Raw genomic sequence first — 17,659 nt, forward strand, 5'->3', positions numbered from 1 at the left:
CTGTTTATTTATTCGTCTAGGTAAGAGCTCTATGCAGCAGCGTATTGAAGATAAATTCACACAAGCACATTCAGCCCGTGAAGAACAAACTGTTGGTGAATTTATCCGGATCCGCCGCGGTGAGTTTCTGATTAACCGTGATTTAGGTATTGAAGAAGAACAAGCCGCTGGGCTCAAAATTGTGGCTATCCATCAAGGGGCAATGGGTTGCCGTAGTAGTGCGGGACAAAATGTTGAAGTCAATTCACCTTCTTTGATTTTATCGAGCAGCTCGCAAAATTATCTATTGAATAATCAATTTTATGGCCAGCAAACCATGAAATACACCATGATAGATATTTCTCCTGAATGGTTGGAAATGCAACAATTAAGTTTACCAGATACTTGTTATCATCCTCGTTCCCCAAAGCTATTACAGTTGGTTATTCCACCGAGTGTACTGGCGATCACTCATCAGTTATTTGCTTGCCCAACTCATTCGTCATTACGCCAACTCTATTTAAGCGCTAAAGTGTCTGAAATTACGGCACTGTGCTTACATCATTCGCTATCTCATACAAATACGCCTGTTATGAGCGTACTACGCCAGAGAGATATTGATATCTTGCATATGGCAAAAACTATATTGATTCAGGAAATGGAATCCCCACCCAGTTTAGATGAATTGGCTAAACGGTTAGGGGTCAATACCCGTAAACTCACGCAAGGCTTTCGCCAATTATTTGGCAATAGTATTTATGGCTGGTTGCAGGAGACCCGTTTGGAAACAGCTTTCCAGCTATTGAGTATGAATGATGCAAATATCTCAACAGTGGCTTACCAAGTCGGCTATACCCCCGCTCATTTCTCCGTTGCATTTCGCAAACGTTTTGGCATTTCACCTAATCAACTCAAAAAATAACAGTGTGTAGCCGGATAACGATAGACAAATTCCGGCGGTCGAAAGTATCCCATTACATTAATTGTTAAATTGATAACAATTATCATTTAACTTTTTTAGGGTGGGAAATGCTGTCCGTTTATAACATTAAGTCACGCGGAAAATTCCGCTTAACACCTTGTGCCCTTTTGTGTGCAACAGTGAGTTGCTCTGCGATGGTGAATGCAGCACCTATGCAACCGAAACAGGATGTTATACAAGTGACCGCATCTTCAGAGATTGATGATGACTATGTTGCACCGGGGGTGACAACACTCGGAAAAATTGCACTCAAACCACGGGAAGTGGCGCAATCTGTTAGCGTGATTGATAGAGAGCAAATTGAAAAACAAAACCTACAAACGCTTGATGATGTAATGCAACGTGCAACAGGGGTAACCAGTGCGCCCTATGTGAAGTTAACAACGGCTTATTATGTGCGCGGCTTCCAGATTGATTCATTTGAAATTGATGGTGTGCCAGCTCTATTAGGTAACATGGCCAGTTCTCCTCAAGATATGGCGGTATATGAGCGGGTTGAAATTCTTCGCGGGTCGAACGGCCTTTTACATGGTATGGGAAACCCCGCCGCAACCGTCAATATGGTAAGAAAACATGCGCCAAAAGAAAATATGGCCAAGTTGAGCTTAAGTGCGGGAAGTTGGGATCGTTATCGTGGAGAAGTGGACGTTGGGGGCCTACTGAATCAATCAGGTTCAGTGCGTGGGCGGTTTGTCATGGCATGGGAAGATAAAGACTATTTTTATGATATCTCTGACCAACAAACACGGTTGATGTACGGTACTGTTGACATCGATGTTACCCCAGATACTTTACTGCGTATGGGGGCACAATTCCAAACAATTGATTCTGTTACCAATATGGCAGGTGTTCCTTTCGGTAAAGATGGCAGTGATTTACATTTACCACGTAAAACCTATTTAGATGTGGATTGGGACCGCTTCAAGTGGGATACCTCCCGTTCATTTGCGGGTATTGAACATAAAATCAATGATGATTGGCAATATAAGCTTAACGCAGAGTATCAACATGTAAATGCCCGATTATTGTATGCAGGAGCATGGGGAAATATCGACCCTGTAACCGGTGATGGTGCAATGTTAATGGGGGGAGCGTATAAATTCCGTAACGAACAAACCAGCTTAGATACCAGTTTAAACGGTAAGGTAGACGCATGGGGGTTAACCCATGATGTAGTTGTCGGTGCAAGTTACTCACATGCCAGTGAAAAGCAATATAGCGCAGATTTAGACCCCGCCTTAAATGTACCAGTGAACGTGTATCGTTGGGACCCTCACAGTGTACCAAAACCTAATGTTGGCGCTTATAGCTCCGCAGGGCCAACCAAAACGACGCAAAAGGGTCTATACGGGATGGGACGTATCAAAGTGATCGAACCTGTTACTGTTATTGCGGGGGTGCGTGATAGCTGGTGGGATGTCAAAACACCAACAGCAAACTTCACCGAAAATGGCCGCCTTACTCCCTACGGTGGTGTGATTTGGGATTTTACGCCGCAATGGTCATGGTATAGCAGCTATTCAACAGTTTATCAGCCACAAACAGGGAAAACGTGGAGCGGAAAAATGCTCAAGCCTGTTGAAGGGCAAACGCTTGAAACGGGTGTCAAAGGCGCGCTATTCAACGGCGGATTAAACCTATCAGGTGCTATTTACCAAATTGATATTAAAAATAACCCACAAATTGATCCTGCACACCCAACAGGGGGCTTTAATAACTATTTCATTAGTGGTGGTAAAGTTCGTAGCCAAGGTTTTGAGCTTGAAGGTATTGGTTATCTGACCCCATTTTGGGATGTATCGGTGGGTTATACCTATACGGATACCAAATACCGTGATGACAGTCAGCATCAAGGGGAGTCTTATAACACTTTAACCCCTCGTCATATGCTACGCGTGTGGTCTAACTATGACCTACCTTGGAATGAGCGCAAATGGAGCTTGGGCGGTGGTATGCAAGCGCAAAGCGCCTACAGCACTAGCAATGGTAATGTAACCTTGCGTCAAGGTGGGTATGCCATTTTTAATGCCCGCTTAGGTTACCAAATCGATGAGACATGGACGGCAGCGGTTAATGTTAATAACTTGTTCGACCGTCGTTATTACTCAGGACTCTTCTCTCCACAATGGAATAACCGCTATGGTGATCCACGTAATGTAATGTTTACATTGAAGGCTGATTTTTAATGAAATTAGTCAGTTGCCTAGCAGTTATTGGCACGTTGTTCGGTGGGATCGTGCTATCGATGTTGATAGCACGTTTTTATCCATCAGCAGATCCGCTCGAACGCGTATATGGTGCAATATTTCTAAGCGTTATCATCACGATGGGATTATTAGTTTATAACTTCAGTGCACTAAATTGGCGAAAATTATTAGTACGTAGCTATAGCTGGTGGCTATTGCCGCTTTTTTTAATGATGGCGGGGTGGGTATGAAGCATAAACAGCCTCTCACTCGTCGTTTAGACCAATTACATCGCAGTGCGGGGGCGCTATTTGGCGTTTTTCTGTTTGTGATCCTATTCACAGGGTGTTGGAGCTTAGGTAGTGATGCATTGCGGTTATGGTGGAACAATGTGCCACTTTCAGGTGAGTTATTACCACTCGAACAGCTTCTTGCGTTGCAACCAAGTGCAACCATGATCCAGCTGCCTGAGCAGCATAATCCTGAGATCACTTTTTGCCAAGGTATGGGAAGATGTGAATTAAGCTATAGCGCGATTAACGGTGAATTGGTTGTCTTAAACAGCCCGACAATGTGGCTAGTAACATTACATAAAAACTTATTTATGGATTTTCCTGGGCGAGTTTTTATCAGTTTATTTGGTTTTGCATTCGCCGTTTTGTTAATCACAGGGCTAGTGATACAACGCCGCAGAATATCCACAATGGTGCGCTTGCCGCGTGTTACACACTTGAGAGTGTTTCTCCATGATTTACATAGCTGGCTTGGCCTATGGTGTTATCCGTGGCTGGTTTTATTTGCGTTTACCGGAGCATTATCAGGCCTAGGGGCGCTAGGAACGGTTTCCCTTGGTGAAAGGGCTGCTCCGGATAATCCACAAATTATCATGAAAACCTTGATGGGCGAGTTTAAACCACTGAAAACACCGGTTCCCGTGGCTGAAAGCTCGATTACTGCGGCAATCAGCGCATTACAGCAAACAGTCCCTAGCTTTATCCCTCAAATCTTGTTCAAGCAAGGTGATACGTGGGTGATTGGCGGTGTGCGTAATGGACAGTTATCTACCTCTAACTTTGAACAATATCAATTTGATAGTAAAAAGCGCCAGTTAGTTGCAGTGCGGGATTCTGCACAGCAAGGTATTTGGACACGTGCTTTTATCGCCATCCAACCTTTGCATTATGGGCAATATCAATGGTTACCTAAAATAAGTAATACATTGAGTTATCTGCATTTTATCGCAGGGGTGAGTGGGCTGATATTGGTTTCTGTCGGCCTCGCCATATGGTGTTGGAAAAGAAATTATAGCCTAGCGGCAAGGTTCATTGTGGGCAGTTGTGGTGGATTGCTGTTGTCCGCATGCGCACTATTAGCGCTAATACCATGGTTCACTGCTTTGCTACCAATGCACTTTTTTATGGGCTGGGGGATAGCCTGTATAGCGAGTTTACTCTGCAAAAATGCACAGTTGAGCTTGCAGGCATGCCTTTTATTCTCCGCTGTTTTGTTGCTATTCGCATTTATAGCCTCCTATCTGTTTAGTTCGTTGCCTTTTTCTCGTATCAATCTCGTTTTGTTATGTGGCGGAATAGGGCTTTTATGTATTTTATTCGGTTGTCGAAAATTGTCAGGCACAGCAAAACGTGCGCGGAGTGAGTATGAAAGATCTATTACAAAATAAACAGTTAGTGGTGACGTTGGGGTTACTTTATCTTGCGCAAGGGATACCGATGGGGATAGCAATGGATGCATTACCTACTTTTTTACGCCATGACGGAGGCGAACTGAAAGCATTAGCTTTTTTGCCATTAGTCGGTTTGCCATGGGTGGTGAAATTTTTATGGGCTTCGTTTGTTGATAACCATTGGGGGAATCGTTTAGGTCGCCGTAAAAGTTGGATTATTCCAATGCAAATTATTGTCACGATAACGATGTTCGCACTAAGCACCATCGGGTTATCGGTTGAGAATGCTTTACCCTGCATTGTATTGTTGTTTGCCGCTTCCCTTGCCAGTGCTACCCAAGATATTGCAACAGATGGTATGGCTGCGGAGCAGGTCAGTGGCACAATGTTATCAAAGATCAATGCGGTACAGATAGCAGGGGTGATGGCGGGCTTTTTTATTGGTGGCGCAGGGTTGATGATCATGAGTGAAAGTTTAGGCCAACACCTTGCTTTGGGGGTTTTAGCCTGCGTGCCGTTACTCAGTTTATTGTTTATTAGTGTCTGTCCATTAAAAACGCCATCAATAACACAGGAAATGAACGAAAAAGCGAGCCTATTAAAAACGGTAAAACGTCGTGGTGCTCCGCGTTTATTGTTATTAACTTTGCTTTCTGCGGTGACGGCTGTTTCCGGTTTTGGTTTAGCCAAACTATTCCTAAATGATGCGGGTTGGTCATTAGCGCAAATTGGTAAAATGGGCATGGCAGGGGGGATGGTCACATTAGTACTAGGCTGTGGTGGTGGGGCGTGGTTAATCGGTAAAATCGGTGTGTGGCGCGCTTTCTCATTTGGTCTGTTATTTGCTTTGTTATCTTCATTGTTATGGCTGTTGCAATCGGCTAATGGTGTTTCTATTTCTTTAGTTGCACTGTGTATTACATTTGGTTCGTTATCTGCGGGGATTACATCAGTCGCGATAATGACGGCCGGGATGCAATTTGCATCGCGCTATCAGCAAGCGGGTACTGATATGACAGCAGTACAAAGTACCCGTGATATTGGTGAATTAGCCAGTTCAATGATGCTTGTAGGTTTAACCGCAGCGGTAGGCTATTCCAGTGGGTTTATATTAGGGGCGTTAATTGCCTTTATTGCGCTGTTAGTGACATTTTCGCACTACCGCTATATGCAGCGATTAGAAACAGAGCGAGTTTAAGATAAATAGATCCGGTGCTATTTTTTACGTTTCTTATTTTGTTTTTTGACTTCTTTATTCGCTTTCTTTGCAATGGAATTGAAGTAGATATCTAAATAGTGTCGGTTGCTTAAAAATGAAATTAAGCAACTGGCAACGATCACCAACCAGACAAGTTGCAACTTAATTGAATTTTCAATACTAAAAAGCAGTAACAGTGGGATCATGACCATCATGCTAATGAAAACGGAACAAAATAAAGCACCTGCAATGTAGAGCGAGTACTTTTTTAACCCGAATATATTGAGGATGATAAGGACGGCAACCGTTAAAAGTAGTGTACCGAATGTCGCAAACATAATGATAAGCCCTGCCTCTTGCTCAATGAGCCAATCGGTGAAACCAAACCAAGAGAAAGGGATACTTATCATTATAAACGCTCCTGTTTGCCATATACTCGTCATACTTCAAGTTGCAAGGGTGTTGACTACACTCAGCTAGCCGAATCACATACTTGTGTATGCTCATCGGCCTATCTTCCTTTGTCGCCTACCTGCAACTCGAATTATTTAGAGTAGAGTAGGGGGATATCTTTAAAACGAAATAATCTGGCAAAAATCAGATTGGGGAAAACATGAATATCTGTATTGTAGAGTGTGACGGTTTGGTTGAAAAATTCACGTCGGTCTGCAATTTGGTCTTCAATATGTTTTACTTGGGTTTGTAATTCCCTTAGGACTGCTTTACTAATTAGTGTTGGGTAGTTTTCTGCAACCGCGAGCAGTGGCTTTATTTTCGCTGTCAGTTGATTCGCAATATCGACTTTGGTTTCGATCGCGCTGCTGGATAAATAGCGCTGGCGGCTGGCAATCAATTCACTAAACAGCTGCTTTTCATGTGCCATCGCTTTATCTGCAACGTGAGTTAATACCGGCACTAATTCAATTTGCTTCTTTAGCAATACATCAATATTAGCAAACGCTTTATGGCAATTGTTTTTTAAAAATACAATATTATTATAAATATTAATAAGATAGCGTATAAAAATATAGCTAATAACCGCAATGATGATGAAAAAAATAAGCTTTTCCATGTTAGTCATTACCATCAAATAATGCGATCTGGTCGAAATGCATATTTAGCTGCCCGTTTTGATAATCCATTGGCGTAACTAAAATCACACCAATCAGAAAAAGTGCAATCATGGCGGTAATAGCTAAATTTCGACGTAATGGACCTGTTTTGTTCCAACGAACGACATAGTCCGAGGGGGAGACGCCTAATAGCATATGAGGTGCTTTACGTATAATAACCGATTCGCCTTTTTCGTTAGCGTCTGCTGTACCAATTAATAAATAACTGCGGTTTGCTTCAAGTAAATACTCTGTGTAACGGCGATTACCGCTTTCAACATCCATATGCGGCTCTAAGCCCGGGTAAACGAAATAATCAGGGTCACATTCTACCTTAACAGAGCCCGTATCATCCGTTAGGGTAAAGCTGTGCATGTTGCACTTACTACTTTGTAAGGTATAGCTTTTTTTACCGTCTTTATCTTTTGATATGGAATATTCAAAATAAAAGGAGCCATAGCAGGTTTTATTACCTAGCTGGCTTTTAATGGACGTGCCCGCCGTGATTTTCCCTTCAACTTCCACAAGTCCCATCGCCATTGAGCGTATTTTAGAGGTGGCTAGGTTTTTCTGAAATTTTAAGAAGCGCTTGGTTGGTGTATTTTCAATTGCTTTAAATACGAAGGCTAAGACAAATGCGATAAAAAATACGCGTATGTCGATAAAGAACCCAGCAAATAGGCAAGTGGCGATCAGCATTCCCACAAGGACTCTAAGAAACGCACTAAACTTTGATGAGCCTTCATTTTGTAAGCGCTGATAACGTTGGTAGGCTACTTTGCTAGAATTGACGACACTACGAGTAATAAAAAAGGTGATGACCAGTACAACGACATAATAAATGATACTGACATAATCACGGGTAGAAGGTGAGAGTGAGTACCACATACCACAAGCAACACCGACGAAAGGAATGATCCCCCAGTTTACTTTTTTATTTACCGAGAATTTATTATCAATAAATAAAATTAAGGCACCAATGGCGGCTCCGAGTAAAAAATACATATTCACGCATTAATACCTTTAGGCTTACATTATTTAAACTGGACGCCTTGATATTTTTTTTCATCTTCAGAAATATCAAGTAATGGCAGTGCTGAAAAACGAAAGGCATTGGCAATTAAGCTATCAGGGAACATTTGTATTGCAGTATTATACTCTGTTGTTGCGTCGTTAAAGCCTTCACGTCGTTGGGCTATTTTATTTTCAACATCACTTAAAGCGATTTGTAATTGGGTGAATTGCTCACCAGAAATGAGGGTGGGGTAATTTTCCGCAATGGCTACAAGGTTACCCAGTGCACGGTTCATTTCATTCGATGCTGCGATTTTTTCATTCATATTTTGGGCATTGAAATAGCGTTGGCGTGCATCACTTAATGAGGTAAATAACGTTTGTTCATGTTCAATCGCTTTTTCCGTAATAGTGACTAGCTGAGGAATCTGATCTGCTCTTTGCTTTAAAATAACATCAATATTGGCAAATTGATTGCTGACTTGATTACGGGTATTGACCAGGCGGTTATAGATAGAGATCCCCCAACCTATGGCCAATAAGAGTAAAACAAATACAACGATAAGTGTGATGGTCATATTGGTACCTTTTAACCCATGATCAGTGATTTGAGTTAAAAATATAAGAGCCTTATCGCTTATGCAATCAGAAAAGAATGAAAGTGAGGTTAGAATAAAGAAAATCTGATCTTGCTTTATGACAAAATCAGATTTTACTGTTTAAACAGTGCTTAAAGATTTATATCGACAAGGGAATGGTTCTCATAGATATTCTGTTCAAGAAAATAATCTAGGTCACACTGCAGTACATTAGCAAATATACATAGTCGATGAATCGTAAAATTCTGCGTACCGCGTTCATAACGGGAAATTTGTTGTTGGCTTAATCCCGACTTTTTCCCTAAAGTGTGTGCTGTCCAGCCCATTTGCAAGCGGCGCTTACGAAGTTGTAGTCCTATATAGGTGTTTGAAATTTCAGTTTGATATATTCTCATAATACTGTCCTGATTAATATAACACTACTTGAGTGAAAATTAGGTTTATTTATGTTTTTTTATACGTTATTTTTTTCTAAGCTAATTGAACTCGATACTCGAATTGCTATGCTTTCGTTATGATAACTACCCTGTGCATAAAAAGATTTCTCTCCATTAAATAGAAATAGCCCAATAATAAAGACACCCAATCCAATAATAAATATAATAAAGCTGAATAAATAAGATAGTTGCTTGTTAATATAAAATAGGGATTGTTCTTCTAATGCGAAAGCGGCATCTGAGAATGATAGAAATAATATGACGATCCCCCAGTGTAATACAGAAAGTAAAAAAGGGTATTCAACATGATTATGTATAATAATAGGGGTTATTGATAGAATGATTGCCAATGGGTAACCATTTCCGTTAATTTTATATTTTATAAAAGATTGAAATACGACATAGATACCTCCGGTTAATAATAAAGATAAAAAAATCAAATTAGTGAACCCTCCAGTCATCAGCCAGAGTAATATTTCATTATGTGGATGAGGAACAATATACATTTTAGGGCTGAAAAAAGGAATTGCTGTTCTTTCATAACTGTTTTCAAATAAAAAAGACTGCTCCCATGCATCATAAGGTTTCTCTAAGAATAAAGTAATAGAAAAACGCAACATTTGTTTTAAATGGAATTGGTTCATAATTTCAGTTGCAATATACTGAGGGCATAGCCTTATTAGATAAATTCCAATAAAAATTGCTACAGCAATAATAAAATAACTAGCGCTAACACGTAGAGGGTTTTTCTTGTAAAAAAGGCAAATAAAAATAAATGCACAAACAGTAAAGCTTAGCCAAGCAATAACAGACTGCAGAACAACTAAAGTTAATGTGAAAAATAAAATACAAGTTCCAAGTAATACAACCCTAATTTTTTCATAACGCTCAGATAACAACGAAAATTGTGATAACACAAGAGTCATTAGAGATAATAAGCATGCAGCCGCCATGTTAACTGATAATATATTGACTTGTTGTGATAATCCATTTGACCTCATACCAGATGCAAGATAAAAAATATCGGCTTCAAATATATATTGATATGCAGTGATAAAGGCTTGAGCTACACTAATAGTGATATAACAGTAAATACAAAATGATTGTATTAACCATTTTTTTCTCACTTGTAACCCTGCAATATAGAGTAATACGCCAACAGTAATACCAGAACAATACCAAAAATCAATACTATTATTTTCTCCCTGATAAGATATTAATCCCATCATTAGAATGGCTAAAGAGAAACAGTAGCAAATAGCAGGTAATGTAATGATTATTTTAATTTTCCGATAGAAAACAGTAAATGCAATAATAGATATTGTCAAGGAAATAGATAACCAACTAATAATGTTTTGTGGTAATGATTGTCTTAGGCTTCCTAGGCTATCGATATAAATAAGACTAGCAAGGTGCCAAACAATAAAGATACCAATAAATAGTGCGCGGGATATTATTATCATAGTACACTTACCGCTAAATTAAATAAATGTGGCGATTAACCAAGCATTACCTTTGTAGTCTCCTGGTTCAGCGTCATAACCAGAAACTTTACTTTCAATCATAATGTTTTTTACTTTATCAATTGTTGTTTCAAATGTTTTTCCACTTTGATTATTTTGTTCATCATAAATTGTAAGCTCAGAATAAATAGTGTTATTTCCTGATTTTAAAGGGAGTCTTTTTTGTGGATCGCTATCTGTGGCATAGTCTAAAGTTAATTTTACTTTAACTGGCTGCACTCTATCGCATGTATAGGTAACAGTACGAGTTTCTTTACTATTAAATTCATAAGCATCCAGTGTTTTATGATCAATATTTAAATTATCAATATTGGAACGGCAATTTGACGGATAATTGATAACTGATGTAGCAAGGTCTAATTTAACGGTGGCTTTATCAATAGGTACATAAATATCTGGTGTTCCATAGTCTTGGAATAATCGTGTATAACCTGCGATCATTGCGTTTGGAATAACAATTTTTCCATCAACAGGAATATCTTTGACATAAACTCTAACGGTAAAAGGAAAATGAACAGTAAAAAATGATGTTGCTAATGGCCCCATTTCTTCATTAGAACATCCTCTCCCTGAAATATTTCGCCAGCCACTGGTTATTCCATTCTCAGAATAAAGAGTAAAAAATGTATTGTTGTTTATTTTATATGCGGTCAGCCCACCAATAGTAAAGCCTGCCTCTGGCATATAGGCAAAGACACGGTGGTAGGCGTAGCTCCAAGGAAGACCAGCGGAATAATTACCTTGTAAGAAGTTCACAGTACAATATACAGAGCCATAAGGCTGAGATGTACTTTCATTAATAACAATACCGGAGCTATTTGCTGGAGCGATTAAAAAATATTTATTGTTATCACTTCCAATTGCTGGGGTGTTAGAAACAACGGAGTTGTTAGATACTAAGCTCATTTTATAACCACCACCACTTCCTGAATAGCGGGTCGCACTATAGGAATTTAAGCTAATTAAGAGTAGTAACAAAAGTAATGGTGAATATATTTTTATATTTTTCATAAAGACTTCCCAATATTACAGATAATCAACCATCACTGATAAAGCGGCACTAAATGGCCCTGCAGTGAGATTTTCAATAGCTTGATTAGTGACTAATTGTGATTGAATAACAACTTTCCCTGTATCACCACTTACGGATGGAGCAATCCTTTCCCATTTATTAAGGTTGAGTGCATTACTTTTATTTTCTTCTGAAAAACGAATACCCAATCCATTAATAGAGGTCGCAAGCACGGTTTCATTGTTTATTGTTAAAGTACTTCCTTCTCTAGGAGATAGGTAAACTTGTAAATTTTTTCGAAGTTCACATTGTTTAATGAGAATACCAAAGGACTGTTTTTCTTCAGTTAGTCTGTCTAGCGCCACCTCTCGAAAATTAATGACTAATTCTTTTTCGCCATTTTCTGCTGTAAGTACACATGGCGGTCTAACCAATTTAGCAGAAAGAGAAATTAGCACATCCGCTTGAGTACCTAAGGAAACTAATAAGCTAATTAAAGGGAATGAAAAACAAATGAATTTCATTTCAATTCTCCTTATTGATAATCAAGGTTAAAAGTAACAGTTGAGGAAAACCCCCCTGTTTTTAAACGAGTACTAAAGGGTTTTTGAGCATAAACACCAAATAAAAGTGTATTAACAGATCCTTTACCTGATTCAGTAACTGTGCTGACATCAATTGTTGTATTAAGCTCCAGTTCTTTACCACGACTATCAGTCAGAGCTAATAAAACATTAGATTCACCTGTGGTTTTTAAATAATTAATACCATTATGTGTTTCAATATTTTGGGTATTTAACGTTATTTTGATCGTTTTATTCAAAGCCATTGCAGAACAGTCCATGATATCCAACTTAAATGGCTGCATATCTGAACGTCCTAATGTTTCGATTGAAGAAAAACGTAGCCCAGAAAGATATATTTTTTTTTGTGTATCATCATCACTCAGCCGACAACCAAGAGGCACTAGCACACCCTCAAAGTAAACGGTTAGGCTATTGGCAAAGCTGGTATTCCATGTTAGGAATAAAAGGCTAAATAATAATGTTGAGTATCTAGTCATAATTTATTTCCACACGTTGCATCTTATTACTAGCAGGAATAGAGAATAAAATGGTGTTATTGCGTCGTGGTTGTGTTAGCACGTATTGGTTATTGCCTAATTTCAGTGTAAACGGCGCCCAAGCTTGCTTTTGTATTGGTTTGCTACAATGAGAAAAATGCATTTCCACGCTATAGGTTGCTGCAATTAAAGTACTTTCATTTAATTTTAATGAGATATCAGGTAGACAAGGAGCAGTAACAATACGCGCATTGATATATATTGTACCTGTTGTCACAGGCACAGCAGATTCAGCAAAAATAGGTATAGCAAAAGCCCATAGTGCTAGGTAATTCAATTTCATTGTTCTGCTCCTATCTATTTTTTACTCATTATTCCGTCACACTGCACTTTGAAGCTTGGCATTTGAAAGCAAGTGAAGGCTTTCCACCATAATCATTGATATATGTCAGATAAGGTGTTGAAAATTTGGAGGATTTAATCATTTGATTAGATTTTGGCGGTACCATAACCGCGTCAAAATCACTTTCTTCAGATTGTTTTTGGCTGTTCCCTAAACCAATTACAGTTAAATAAAATGGTGTTGGATTATTTAATGTATAGCCCGATGATGTTGTTGTTAATGTTATATGTTTCGTCCAATCTGTTTTGCTTTGTGCAACAATGTTTTCAGGGCGATAAAATAGTTTTACACGGCTTTGTAATGCAATTTGCAACACACCCGCTTCTGATGATTTAGGCGGGATTTCACGCAGGTTGTAATAAAACAGGGATTCCCTGTCTTGCGGTAACTTTGCAATGTCAGGTGCGGTGCTTAGGCGAACTAGGCTAGTTGATTTGGGCTCCATGCGCTGAATCGGCGGAGTGGCAATAATAGGGCCGGTTTCCAATTTTTGTTCTAATGCATTTTCCAACCACGACTGGGCTAAATAAGGTAGCTCCGGGTTATCATTACGGATCGTAATATTAATAGACGATTGATTTCCATCGAAAATTATACGAGTGCGATCAAGTGTAACCGCAGCATTCGTAACTGAAATTACACTCATAGTCAGCGTGAATACGCTAGTAAGTAATAAAAAAGGGGAATTCAATTTCATCTTAGTTCTCTTATTAACGGCAAATAATAGTTGGGTAAATCTCCTGAGGATTAATCACATCAGGCACATGGGCGCTACACTGGTGTTTATTTCCCCAATAGAGATTGAGTAAGTCTTTAGGTTGGATACCAACAATCCACGTAATACCTTGTTCACCAACAATTCCGAGTTCAATATTGTTGCTATTACGCACGCTAGTGCCAAAAGGTGGATAAGTGTCATCAGCCAGCTTTAAGCGAGCGAACGTTTTTTCACCTTGAATAACGTTGAGGCGACGATATCCGATTGCTCCACGAGTCAAAGTTGCATCGGTGACAGTCTCTAATGCTTCAACATCCTTTGGTAATTTACTGGTATTAATAGATGCACTGGTTTTCCGATAACTACTCACATTTGGCAATACAGCGAGTCCAAAGTGATTAGTTTGATAAACGCCACCACTCAGAGGAACGTTAGCTGCTCCAGGTGTTTCTACAACGAGTCGAGTACCGCCATAAGCGGCTTGGTGCATGGCAATGCCTTCTTTAATTAAGGTAATTCCACCATTAATTGATCCCCCAACACTGTGATATTCGTTCGGGACATAACTTGCGTTTCCTGAAATGGAGGCATAAGGAAGATTTTGGTTTAAATAACCACTAAAGCTGGTTTGGTCATCCTGATGGCTTCCTGTTTGATAACCGACATTTAAGTTATAATTGCGCTGCTCACTATATCCGCTATAGCCGATATTATGTGTTGAGCTGTGTTGGCCATTTTGGTTGCGGGTATAACCTTCAGAAAAGCTGACGCTACTTCCTTGACTTAAAGGAATAGTGAAATATAAGCTGATCGCATCATCTTGATATCCTGCTCTTTTTGAACGAGTTGCAGACGCTGTCAGGTTAATATTTTTTAGCCCAATAGCCGCCCAATTTAAAAGAGTACTTAGGTATAAGCTGTATTGTTCTTCTGTTTCACTATTCCAATAAGTATTATATTGATAGTTTCCACCCAATGAGAAATCATCAAAATATTTATTAATATTAACTTGATAGCTTTCTTTTTGAGCTTGGCTTTCATTACCAGTACGTCGTTCATCCAACGTTTGTTGCAAAGAGCGATAGGTTTCATCAGAGAAACGATACCCTGCGAATGTAATGTCAGTTCTGGCTTCATCAAATGATTTTGAATAACTAAGTCGATAACTTCGGCCAGTTAATGTTTTATCAAGCAATTGAGCATGTGACTGAGTCGCATCGAACGAAAGGCTACCGAATGAAAACAGGTCACGGCCAAAGCCAGCTGAAAATGCCTGATAATTTTTTGATAAAACGGATCCCCCATAGATAGACCAAAGGTTATTTAACCCGTAAGAGAGTTCTCCCGACGCAGTTAAATCACCTTCGAGCTGGCGGCCATTAAAACGTGGTTTACCCGCTGCAAATTTATAGCGGATTTGCCCTGGTCTCGTTAAATAGGGTAATGCTGCAGTGGTAATGCTAAATTGTTGCTCTTCACCATTTTCTTCTCGCACAGTCACATCTAATGTTCCACGAATGGAGCTATCTAGTGTCTGGATACGAAAAGGGCCAGCAGGTACGGTTGTTTCTAAAACTATACGGTTATGGCTTTTGACAATAACAGTGGCATTAGTTTGAGCAATACCAATAATTTCTGGTGCATAACCCGTTAATTTAGGGGGCATCATATTTTCATCGGTTTCAAGAGATACCCCGGTGTACTGCCAAGAATCAAAAATAGCAGAGTAAAAGTAGTTCTCACCTAACGTTAAAATAGATGCAATAGATTTTATTGAGCGATATGCAAATAATCGGCTAAATGTGGCATCGCTATATTGGTTCTTGAAGCTTCCTGTCGATTTTCGATAGTTTGCTTGGTAATCACCGCGTAAACGCCATGCACCAAAATTAAGCCCTGTTGTTCCGTTAGCAGAAAGGTACGATTCTCGTGAACCTGAATCTCGACGCGTTAAAGAACCTGTTAGGTTGTAATCTAATAAAAATCCATTTACCCCCTCCTCCCAACGTGAAGGAGGAACCCAACTGGGATCGGTATATTCTAAATAGCTTTGTGGAATTAAAATGGATAGCGTTAATGTTGATAAATCTACATTTAATGAAGCACCTTCAAGCGGAGATAAATCAAGGCATTTACCCTCATCACGATATTTAATTAATTTAATTGCGTCTTGAGTAAGCCCTAAACGATCAAGAATATTAACGGGAACACAAACGGTATCGAATAAATTATTGTTTTGGGATTGTGGCGCTATCACAGTGATATCTTGTGCACTACCCATACTCTCATTATTGACTTTGAGGGTTAAATGATAAATACCAGGCATAATAAATCCAGCCTGAGAAAATTGGCTAAAGTCAATATTTTGAGTGTCTTCCGTATCTAACATATCGGTATTAAATTCGACAGCATAGGCTAACGAAGAGATTGAAGATACAAAAGAAGTCACAATGATGTAAGAGTAAATATTAAATTTAACCATGATTTTTTCATCAAATTAATTATGAGTTTATTTACTAATCGTAAGTAACGTTGAATTTAATTGTGGTAAAGTAATCGCCAGGTGTAATTTCGTTATTACTTGCACCCAATTCTGTTTCATATTTTAAAAAGCTCTCTTTACTCTTTTTATCAAAATAAACGTAATTATTAGAAATAGGATAGAGTTTATTTGGCATTAATAAATTATTATTAATATCGTATATATATAGGACAACCCCAGGCTTTGGGCCTGATAGTTTTATTGCATTAGAATACGTATCTTGCGGTGCAAAAAAACGAATTTTAATACCTTTATGATTACTGCTGTCATATTCACTAATACAGTTATTTAATTTTATATAGAAAGGTTTTCGCATTAATTTTTCATCTTCTATATTATTTATACTATAGTTAGAAATATAATCGTAATTTATATATTGATATTGACTATCAGTTTCAATTGAACAAGGTGCCGCAACGATATAACCTTGCATTACTGTTTCACCTCGAAGACCATCTTGAATATGTCCAAGGTTAGAGCTAGTCGCATTAGAGTTAATCGAGTTAAATAATAAGGCAATCCATAGATAAGTATTTTTTTTCATAATGAGCCTTTTATGGGGAGAGAATTCTCTCCCCTAAAAAAATTACTCGTATGTGATTTTAAAATCAGCAATAGAACTAAATTCACCTTCGGTAACGGGTGTTGTACCATCAACACGTTTAGCTAATGCAGTAAATTCTAAAACGTTTTCACCTTGTTTATTACGAATTTGATTCATAACAGATTTGGCTTCATCAAATTTGAAATCTTTGATTTGAATACCGATATTTGAAGCTGTACCAGTAGTACCTAAGAATTCTTTATCAGTACCGACATAGTTTTTACCACCAAAGGTAATTTTAATATCTTTAACAGCAACCCACTTACCTTCAGTGTCTTTGCTAAACTCATCAAAATTACATTCTTTTAATTTAATTGCGATATCTTTCTCTGCTGCATTACCCGCTTCTAAAGATGCACGAGAAAGTTGACCGAATGGAACTTCTTGTTTTGTACTTTCTGATTCAATATTACATGGAGCATTAACAACTTGGCCGCTGAAATGTAATTCACCGCTATTACCACTAGCAAAGATAGAAGTTGAAATAGCAGAAGTAGCGAATAAAACAGCAATGGAAAGTTTATTTAATTTCATATCTTACATCCTTAAAAATAAGTAAATATTTGATCCCTAGTAAGCCTTTATATAAGTACTGGCATAGGA

Annotated in this window: 19 protein-coding genes; 5 read left to right on the top strand and 14 right to left on the bottom strand. The window is 38.7% G+C overall.

Annotated features, from left to right (window positions below; genetic code table 11):
• The first annotated feature begins 31 nt into the window (after positions 1–31).
• The 5 genes from P3L37_RS03615 (at position 32) to P3L37_RS03635 (ending at position 6,029) form a co-directional block, all read left to right on the top strand.
• Positions 32–901 (top strand): helix-turn-helix transcriptional regulator, encoded by an 870-nt coding sequence (locus tag P3L37_RS03615; RefSeq protein WP_109911918.1) that lies wholly within the window; start codon positions 32–34, stop codon positions 899–901.
• A 107-nt stretch (positions 902–1,008) separates the two neighbouring features.
• Positions 1,009–3,147: a TonB-dependent siderophore receptor gene (locus tag P3L37_RS03620; protein WP_109911919.1), complete on the top strand. Its 2,139-nt coding sequence runs from the start codon at positions 1,009–1,011 to the stop codon at positions 3,145–3,147.
• On the top strand, positions 3,147–3,398 hold the full coding sequence (locus P3L37_RS03625; protein ID WP_109911920.1) for a hypothetical protein: 252 nt from the start codon (positions 3,147–3,149) through the stop codon (positions 3,396–3,398). The genes P3L37_RS03620 and P3L37_RS03625 overlap by 1 nt, the downstream gene beginning before the upstream one ends.
• Positions 3,395–4,828, top strand: coding sequence for a PepSY-associated TM helix domain-containing protein (locus tag P3L37_RS03630; protein WP_109911921.1), 1,434 nt, complete (start codon positions 3,395–3,397; stop codon positions 4,826–4,828). Before P3L37_RS03625 ends, P3L37_RS03630 begins: the two co-directional genes overlap by 4 nt.
• Positions 4,806–6,029 (top strand): RhtX/FptX family siderophore transporter, encoded by a 1,224-nt coding sequence (locus P3L37_RS03635; protein WP_109911922.1) that lies wholly within the window; start codon positions 4,806–4,808, stop codon positions 6,027–6,029. The genes P3L37_RS03630 and P3L37_RS03635 overlap by 23 nt, the downstream gene beginning before the upstream one ends.
• 17 nt (positions 6,030–6,046) lie before the next feature.
• Here the strand turns inward: P3L37_RS03635 and P3L37_RS03640 are convergent, their stop codons facing one another.
• The 14 genes from P3L37_RS03640 to P3L37_RS03705 all read right to left on the bottom strand — a co-directional run bounded on the left by P3L37_RS03640 (position 6,047) and on the right by P3L37_RS03705 (position 17,590).
• On the bottom strand, positions 6,047–6,439 hold the full coding sequence (locus tag P3L37_RS03640) for a hypothetical protein (RefSeq protein ID WP_109911923.1): 393 nt from the start codon (positions 6,437–6,439) through the stop codon (positions 6,047–6,049).
• A 134-nt stretch (positions 6,440–6,573) separates the two neighbouring features.
• Positions 6,574–7,101 (bottom strand): LemA family protein, encoded by a 528-nt coding sequence (locus P3L37_RS03645; protein WP_110732251.1) that lies wholly within the window; start codon positions 7,099–7,101, stop codon positions 6,574–6,576.
• Position 7,102: 1 nt separating this feature from the next.
• Positions 7,103–8,146 carry a hypothetical protein gene (locus P3L37_RS03650; protein WP_181937081.1) on the bottom strand — a complete coding sequence of 348 codons (1,044 nt, stop codon included), beginning with the start codon at positions 8,144–8,146 and terminating at the stop codon, positions 7,103–7,105.
• 29 nt (positions 8,147–8,175) lie between these two features.
• A complete protein-coding gene (locus tag P3L37_RS03655) occupies positions 8,176–8,733 on the bottom strand; it encodes a LemA family protein (RefSeq protein WP_109911925.1) in 558 nt (185 codons plus the stop codon).
• 152 nt (positions 8,734–8,885) lie between these two features.
• A complete protein-coding gene (locus P3L37_RS03660; RefSeq protein ID WP_109911926.1) occupies positions 8,886–9,149 on the bottom strand; it encodes a helix-turn-helix domain-containing protein in 264 nt (87 codons plus the stop codon).
• 59 nt (positions 9,150–9,208) lie between these two features.
• Positions 9,209–10,654: an O-antigen ligase domain-containing protein gene (locus P3L37_RS03665; protein ID WP_226538033.1), complete on the bottom strand. Its 1,446-nt coding sequence runs from the start codon at positions 10,652–10,654 to the stop codon at positions 9,209–9,211.
• An 18-nt stretch (positions 10,655–10,672) separates the two neighbouring features.
• Positions 10,673–11,725, bottom strand: a complete 1,053-nt coding sequence (locus tag P3L37_RS03670) for an adhesin (RefSeq protein WP_109911927.1) — start codon at positions 11,723–11,725, stop codon at positions 10,673–10,675.
• Between the two features lie 15 nt (positions 11,726–11,740).
• Complete coding sequence (locus P3L37_RS03675) at positions 11,741–12,250, bottom strand: fimbrial protein (protein WP_004905345.1); 510 nt, start codon at positions 12,248–12,250, stop codon at positions 11,741–11,743.
• An 11-nt stretch (positions 12,251–12,261) separates the two neighbouring features.
• Positions 12,262–12,789, bottom strand: coding sequence for a fimbrial protein (locus P3L37_RS03680; protein ID WP_102139511.1), 528 nt, complete (start codon positions 12,787–12,789; stop codon positions 12,262–12,264).
• Entirely contained in the window at positions 12,782–13,132 is a 351-nt protein-coding gene (locus tag P3L37_RS03685) for a hypothetical protein (protein WP_102139510.1), read from the bottom strand. The genes P3L37_RS03680 and P3L37_RS03685 overlap by 8 nt, the downstream gene beginning before the upstream one ends.
• Before the next feature lie 28 nt (positions 13,133–13,160).
• Positions 13,161–13,889: a fimbria/pilus periplasmic chaperone gene (locus P3L37_RS03690; RefSeq protein WP_109911929.1), complete on the bottom strand. Its 729-nt coding sequence runs from the start codon at positions 13,887–13,889 to the stop codon at positions 13,161–13,163.
• Between the two features lie 13 nt (positions 13,890–13,902).
• Positions 13,903–16,392, bottom strand: a complete 2,490-nt coding sequence (locus P3L37_RS03695; protein ID WP_110732250.1) for a fimbria/pilus outer membrane usher protein — start codon at positions 16,390–16,392, stop codon at positions 13,903–13,905.
• 34 nt (positions 16,393–16,426) lie between these two features.
• A complete protein-coding gene (locus P3L37_RS03700; RefSeq protein WP_109911931.1) occupies positions 16,427–16,996 on the bottom strand; it encodes a fimbrial protein in 570 nt (189 codons plus the stop codon).
• Between the two features lie 42 nt (positions 16,997–17,038).
• Entirely contained in the window at positions 17,039–17,590 is a 552-nt protein-coding gene (locus P3L37_RS03705; protein ID WP_109911932.1) for a fimbrial protein, read from the bottom strand.
• Positions 17,591–17,659: the final 69 nt, after the last annotated feature.

The sequence above is a fragment of the Providencia sp. PROV114 genome, from assembly GCF_032704305.1.
Classification (GTDB): domain Bacteria; phylum Pseudomonadota; class Gammaproteobacteria; order Enterobacterales; family Enterobacteriaceae; genus Providencia; species Providencia rettgeri.

Bases quoted from the DNA above. Each gene is read 5' to 3' on its own strand.
- P3L37_RS03645 (WP_110732251.1), bottom strand. From the start codon at position 7,101: ATGGAAAAGCTTATTTTTTTCATCATCATTGCGGTTATTAGCTATATT.
- P3L37_RS03695 (WP_110732250.1), bottom strand. From the start codon at position 16,392: ATGGTTAAATTTAATATTTACTCTTACATCATTGTGACTTCTTTTGTA.
- P3L37_RS03635 (WP_109911922.1), top strand. From the start codon at position 4,806: ATGAAAGATCTATTACAAAATAAACAGTTAGTGGTGACGTTGGGGTTA.
- P3L37_RS03630 (WP_109911921.1), top strand. From the start codon at position 3,395: ATGAAGCATAAACAGCCTCTCACTCGTCGTTTAGACCAATTACATCGC.
- P3L37_RS03655 (WP_109911925.1), bottom strand. From the start codon at position 8,733: ATGACCATCACACTTATCGTTGTATTTGTTTTACTCTTATTGGCCATA.
- P3L37_RS03675 (WP_004905345.1), bottom strand. From the start codon at position 12,250: ATGAAATTCATTTGTTTTTCATTCCCTTTAATTAGCTTATTAGTTTCC.
- P3L37_RS03620 (WP_109911919.1), top strand. From the start codon at position 1,009: ATGCTGTCCGTTTATAACATTAAGTCACGCGGAAAATTCCGCTTAACA.
- P3L37_RS03700 (WP_109911931.1), bottom strand. From the start codon at position 16,996: ATGAAAAAAAATACTTATCTATGGATTGCCTTATTATTTAACTCGATT.
- P3L37_RS03660 (WP_109911926.1), bottom strand. From the start codon at position 9,149: ATGAGAATATATCAAACTGAAATTTCAAACACCTATATAGGACTACAA.
- P3L37_RS03705 (WP_109911932.1), bottom strand. From the start codon at position 17,590: ATGAAATTAAATAAACTTTCCATTGCTGTTTTATTCGCTACTTCTGCT.
- P3L37_RS03625 (WP_109911920.1), top strand. From the start codon at position 3,147: ATGAAATTAGTCAGTTGCCTAGCAGTTATTGGCACGTTGTTCGGTGGG.
- P3L37_RS03640 (WP_109911923.1), bottom strand. From the start codon at position 6,439: ATGATAAGTATCCCTTTCTCTTGGTTTGGTTTCACCGATTGGCTCATT.
- P3L37_RS03665 (WP_226538033.1), bottom strand. From the start codon at position 10,654: ATGATAATAATATCCCGCGCACTATTTATTGGTATCTTTATTGTTTGG.
- P3L37_RS03650 (WP_181937081.1), bottom strand. From the start codon at position 8,146: ATGTATTTTTTACTCGGAGCCGCCATTGGTGCCTTAATTTTATTTATT.
- P3L37_RS03670 (WP_109911927.1), bottom strand. From the start codon at position 11,725: ATGAAAAATATAAAAATATATTCACCATTACTTTTGTTACTACTCTTA.
- P3L37_RS03615 (WP_109911918.1), top strand. From the start codon at position 32: ATGCAGCAGCGTATTGAAGATAAATTCACACAAGCACATTCAGCCCGT.
- P3L37_RS03680 (WP_102139511.1), bottom strand. From the start codon at position 12,789: ATGACTAGATACTCAACATTATTATTTAGCCTTTTATTCCTAACATGG.
- P3L37_RS03690 (WP_109911929.1), bottom strand. From the start codon at position 13,889: ATGAAATTGAATTCCCCTTTTTTATTACTTACTAGCGTATTCACGCTG.
- P3L37_RS03685 (WP_102139510.1), bottom strand. From the start codon at position 13,132: ATGAAATTGAATTACCTAGCACTATGGGCTTTTGCTATACCTATTTTT.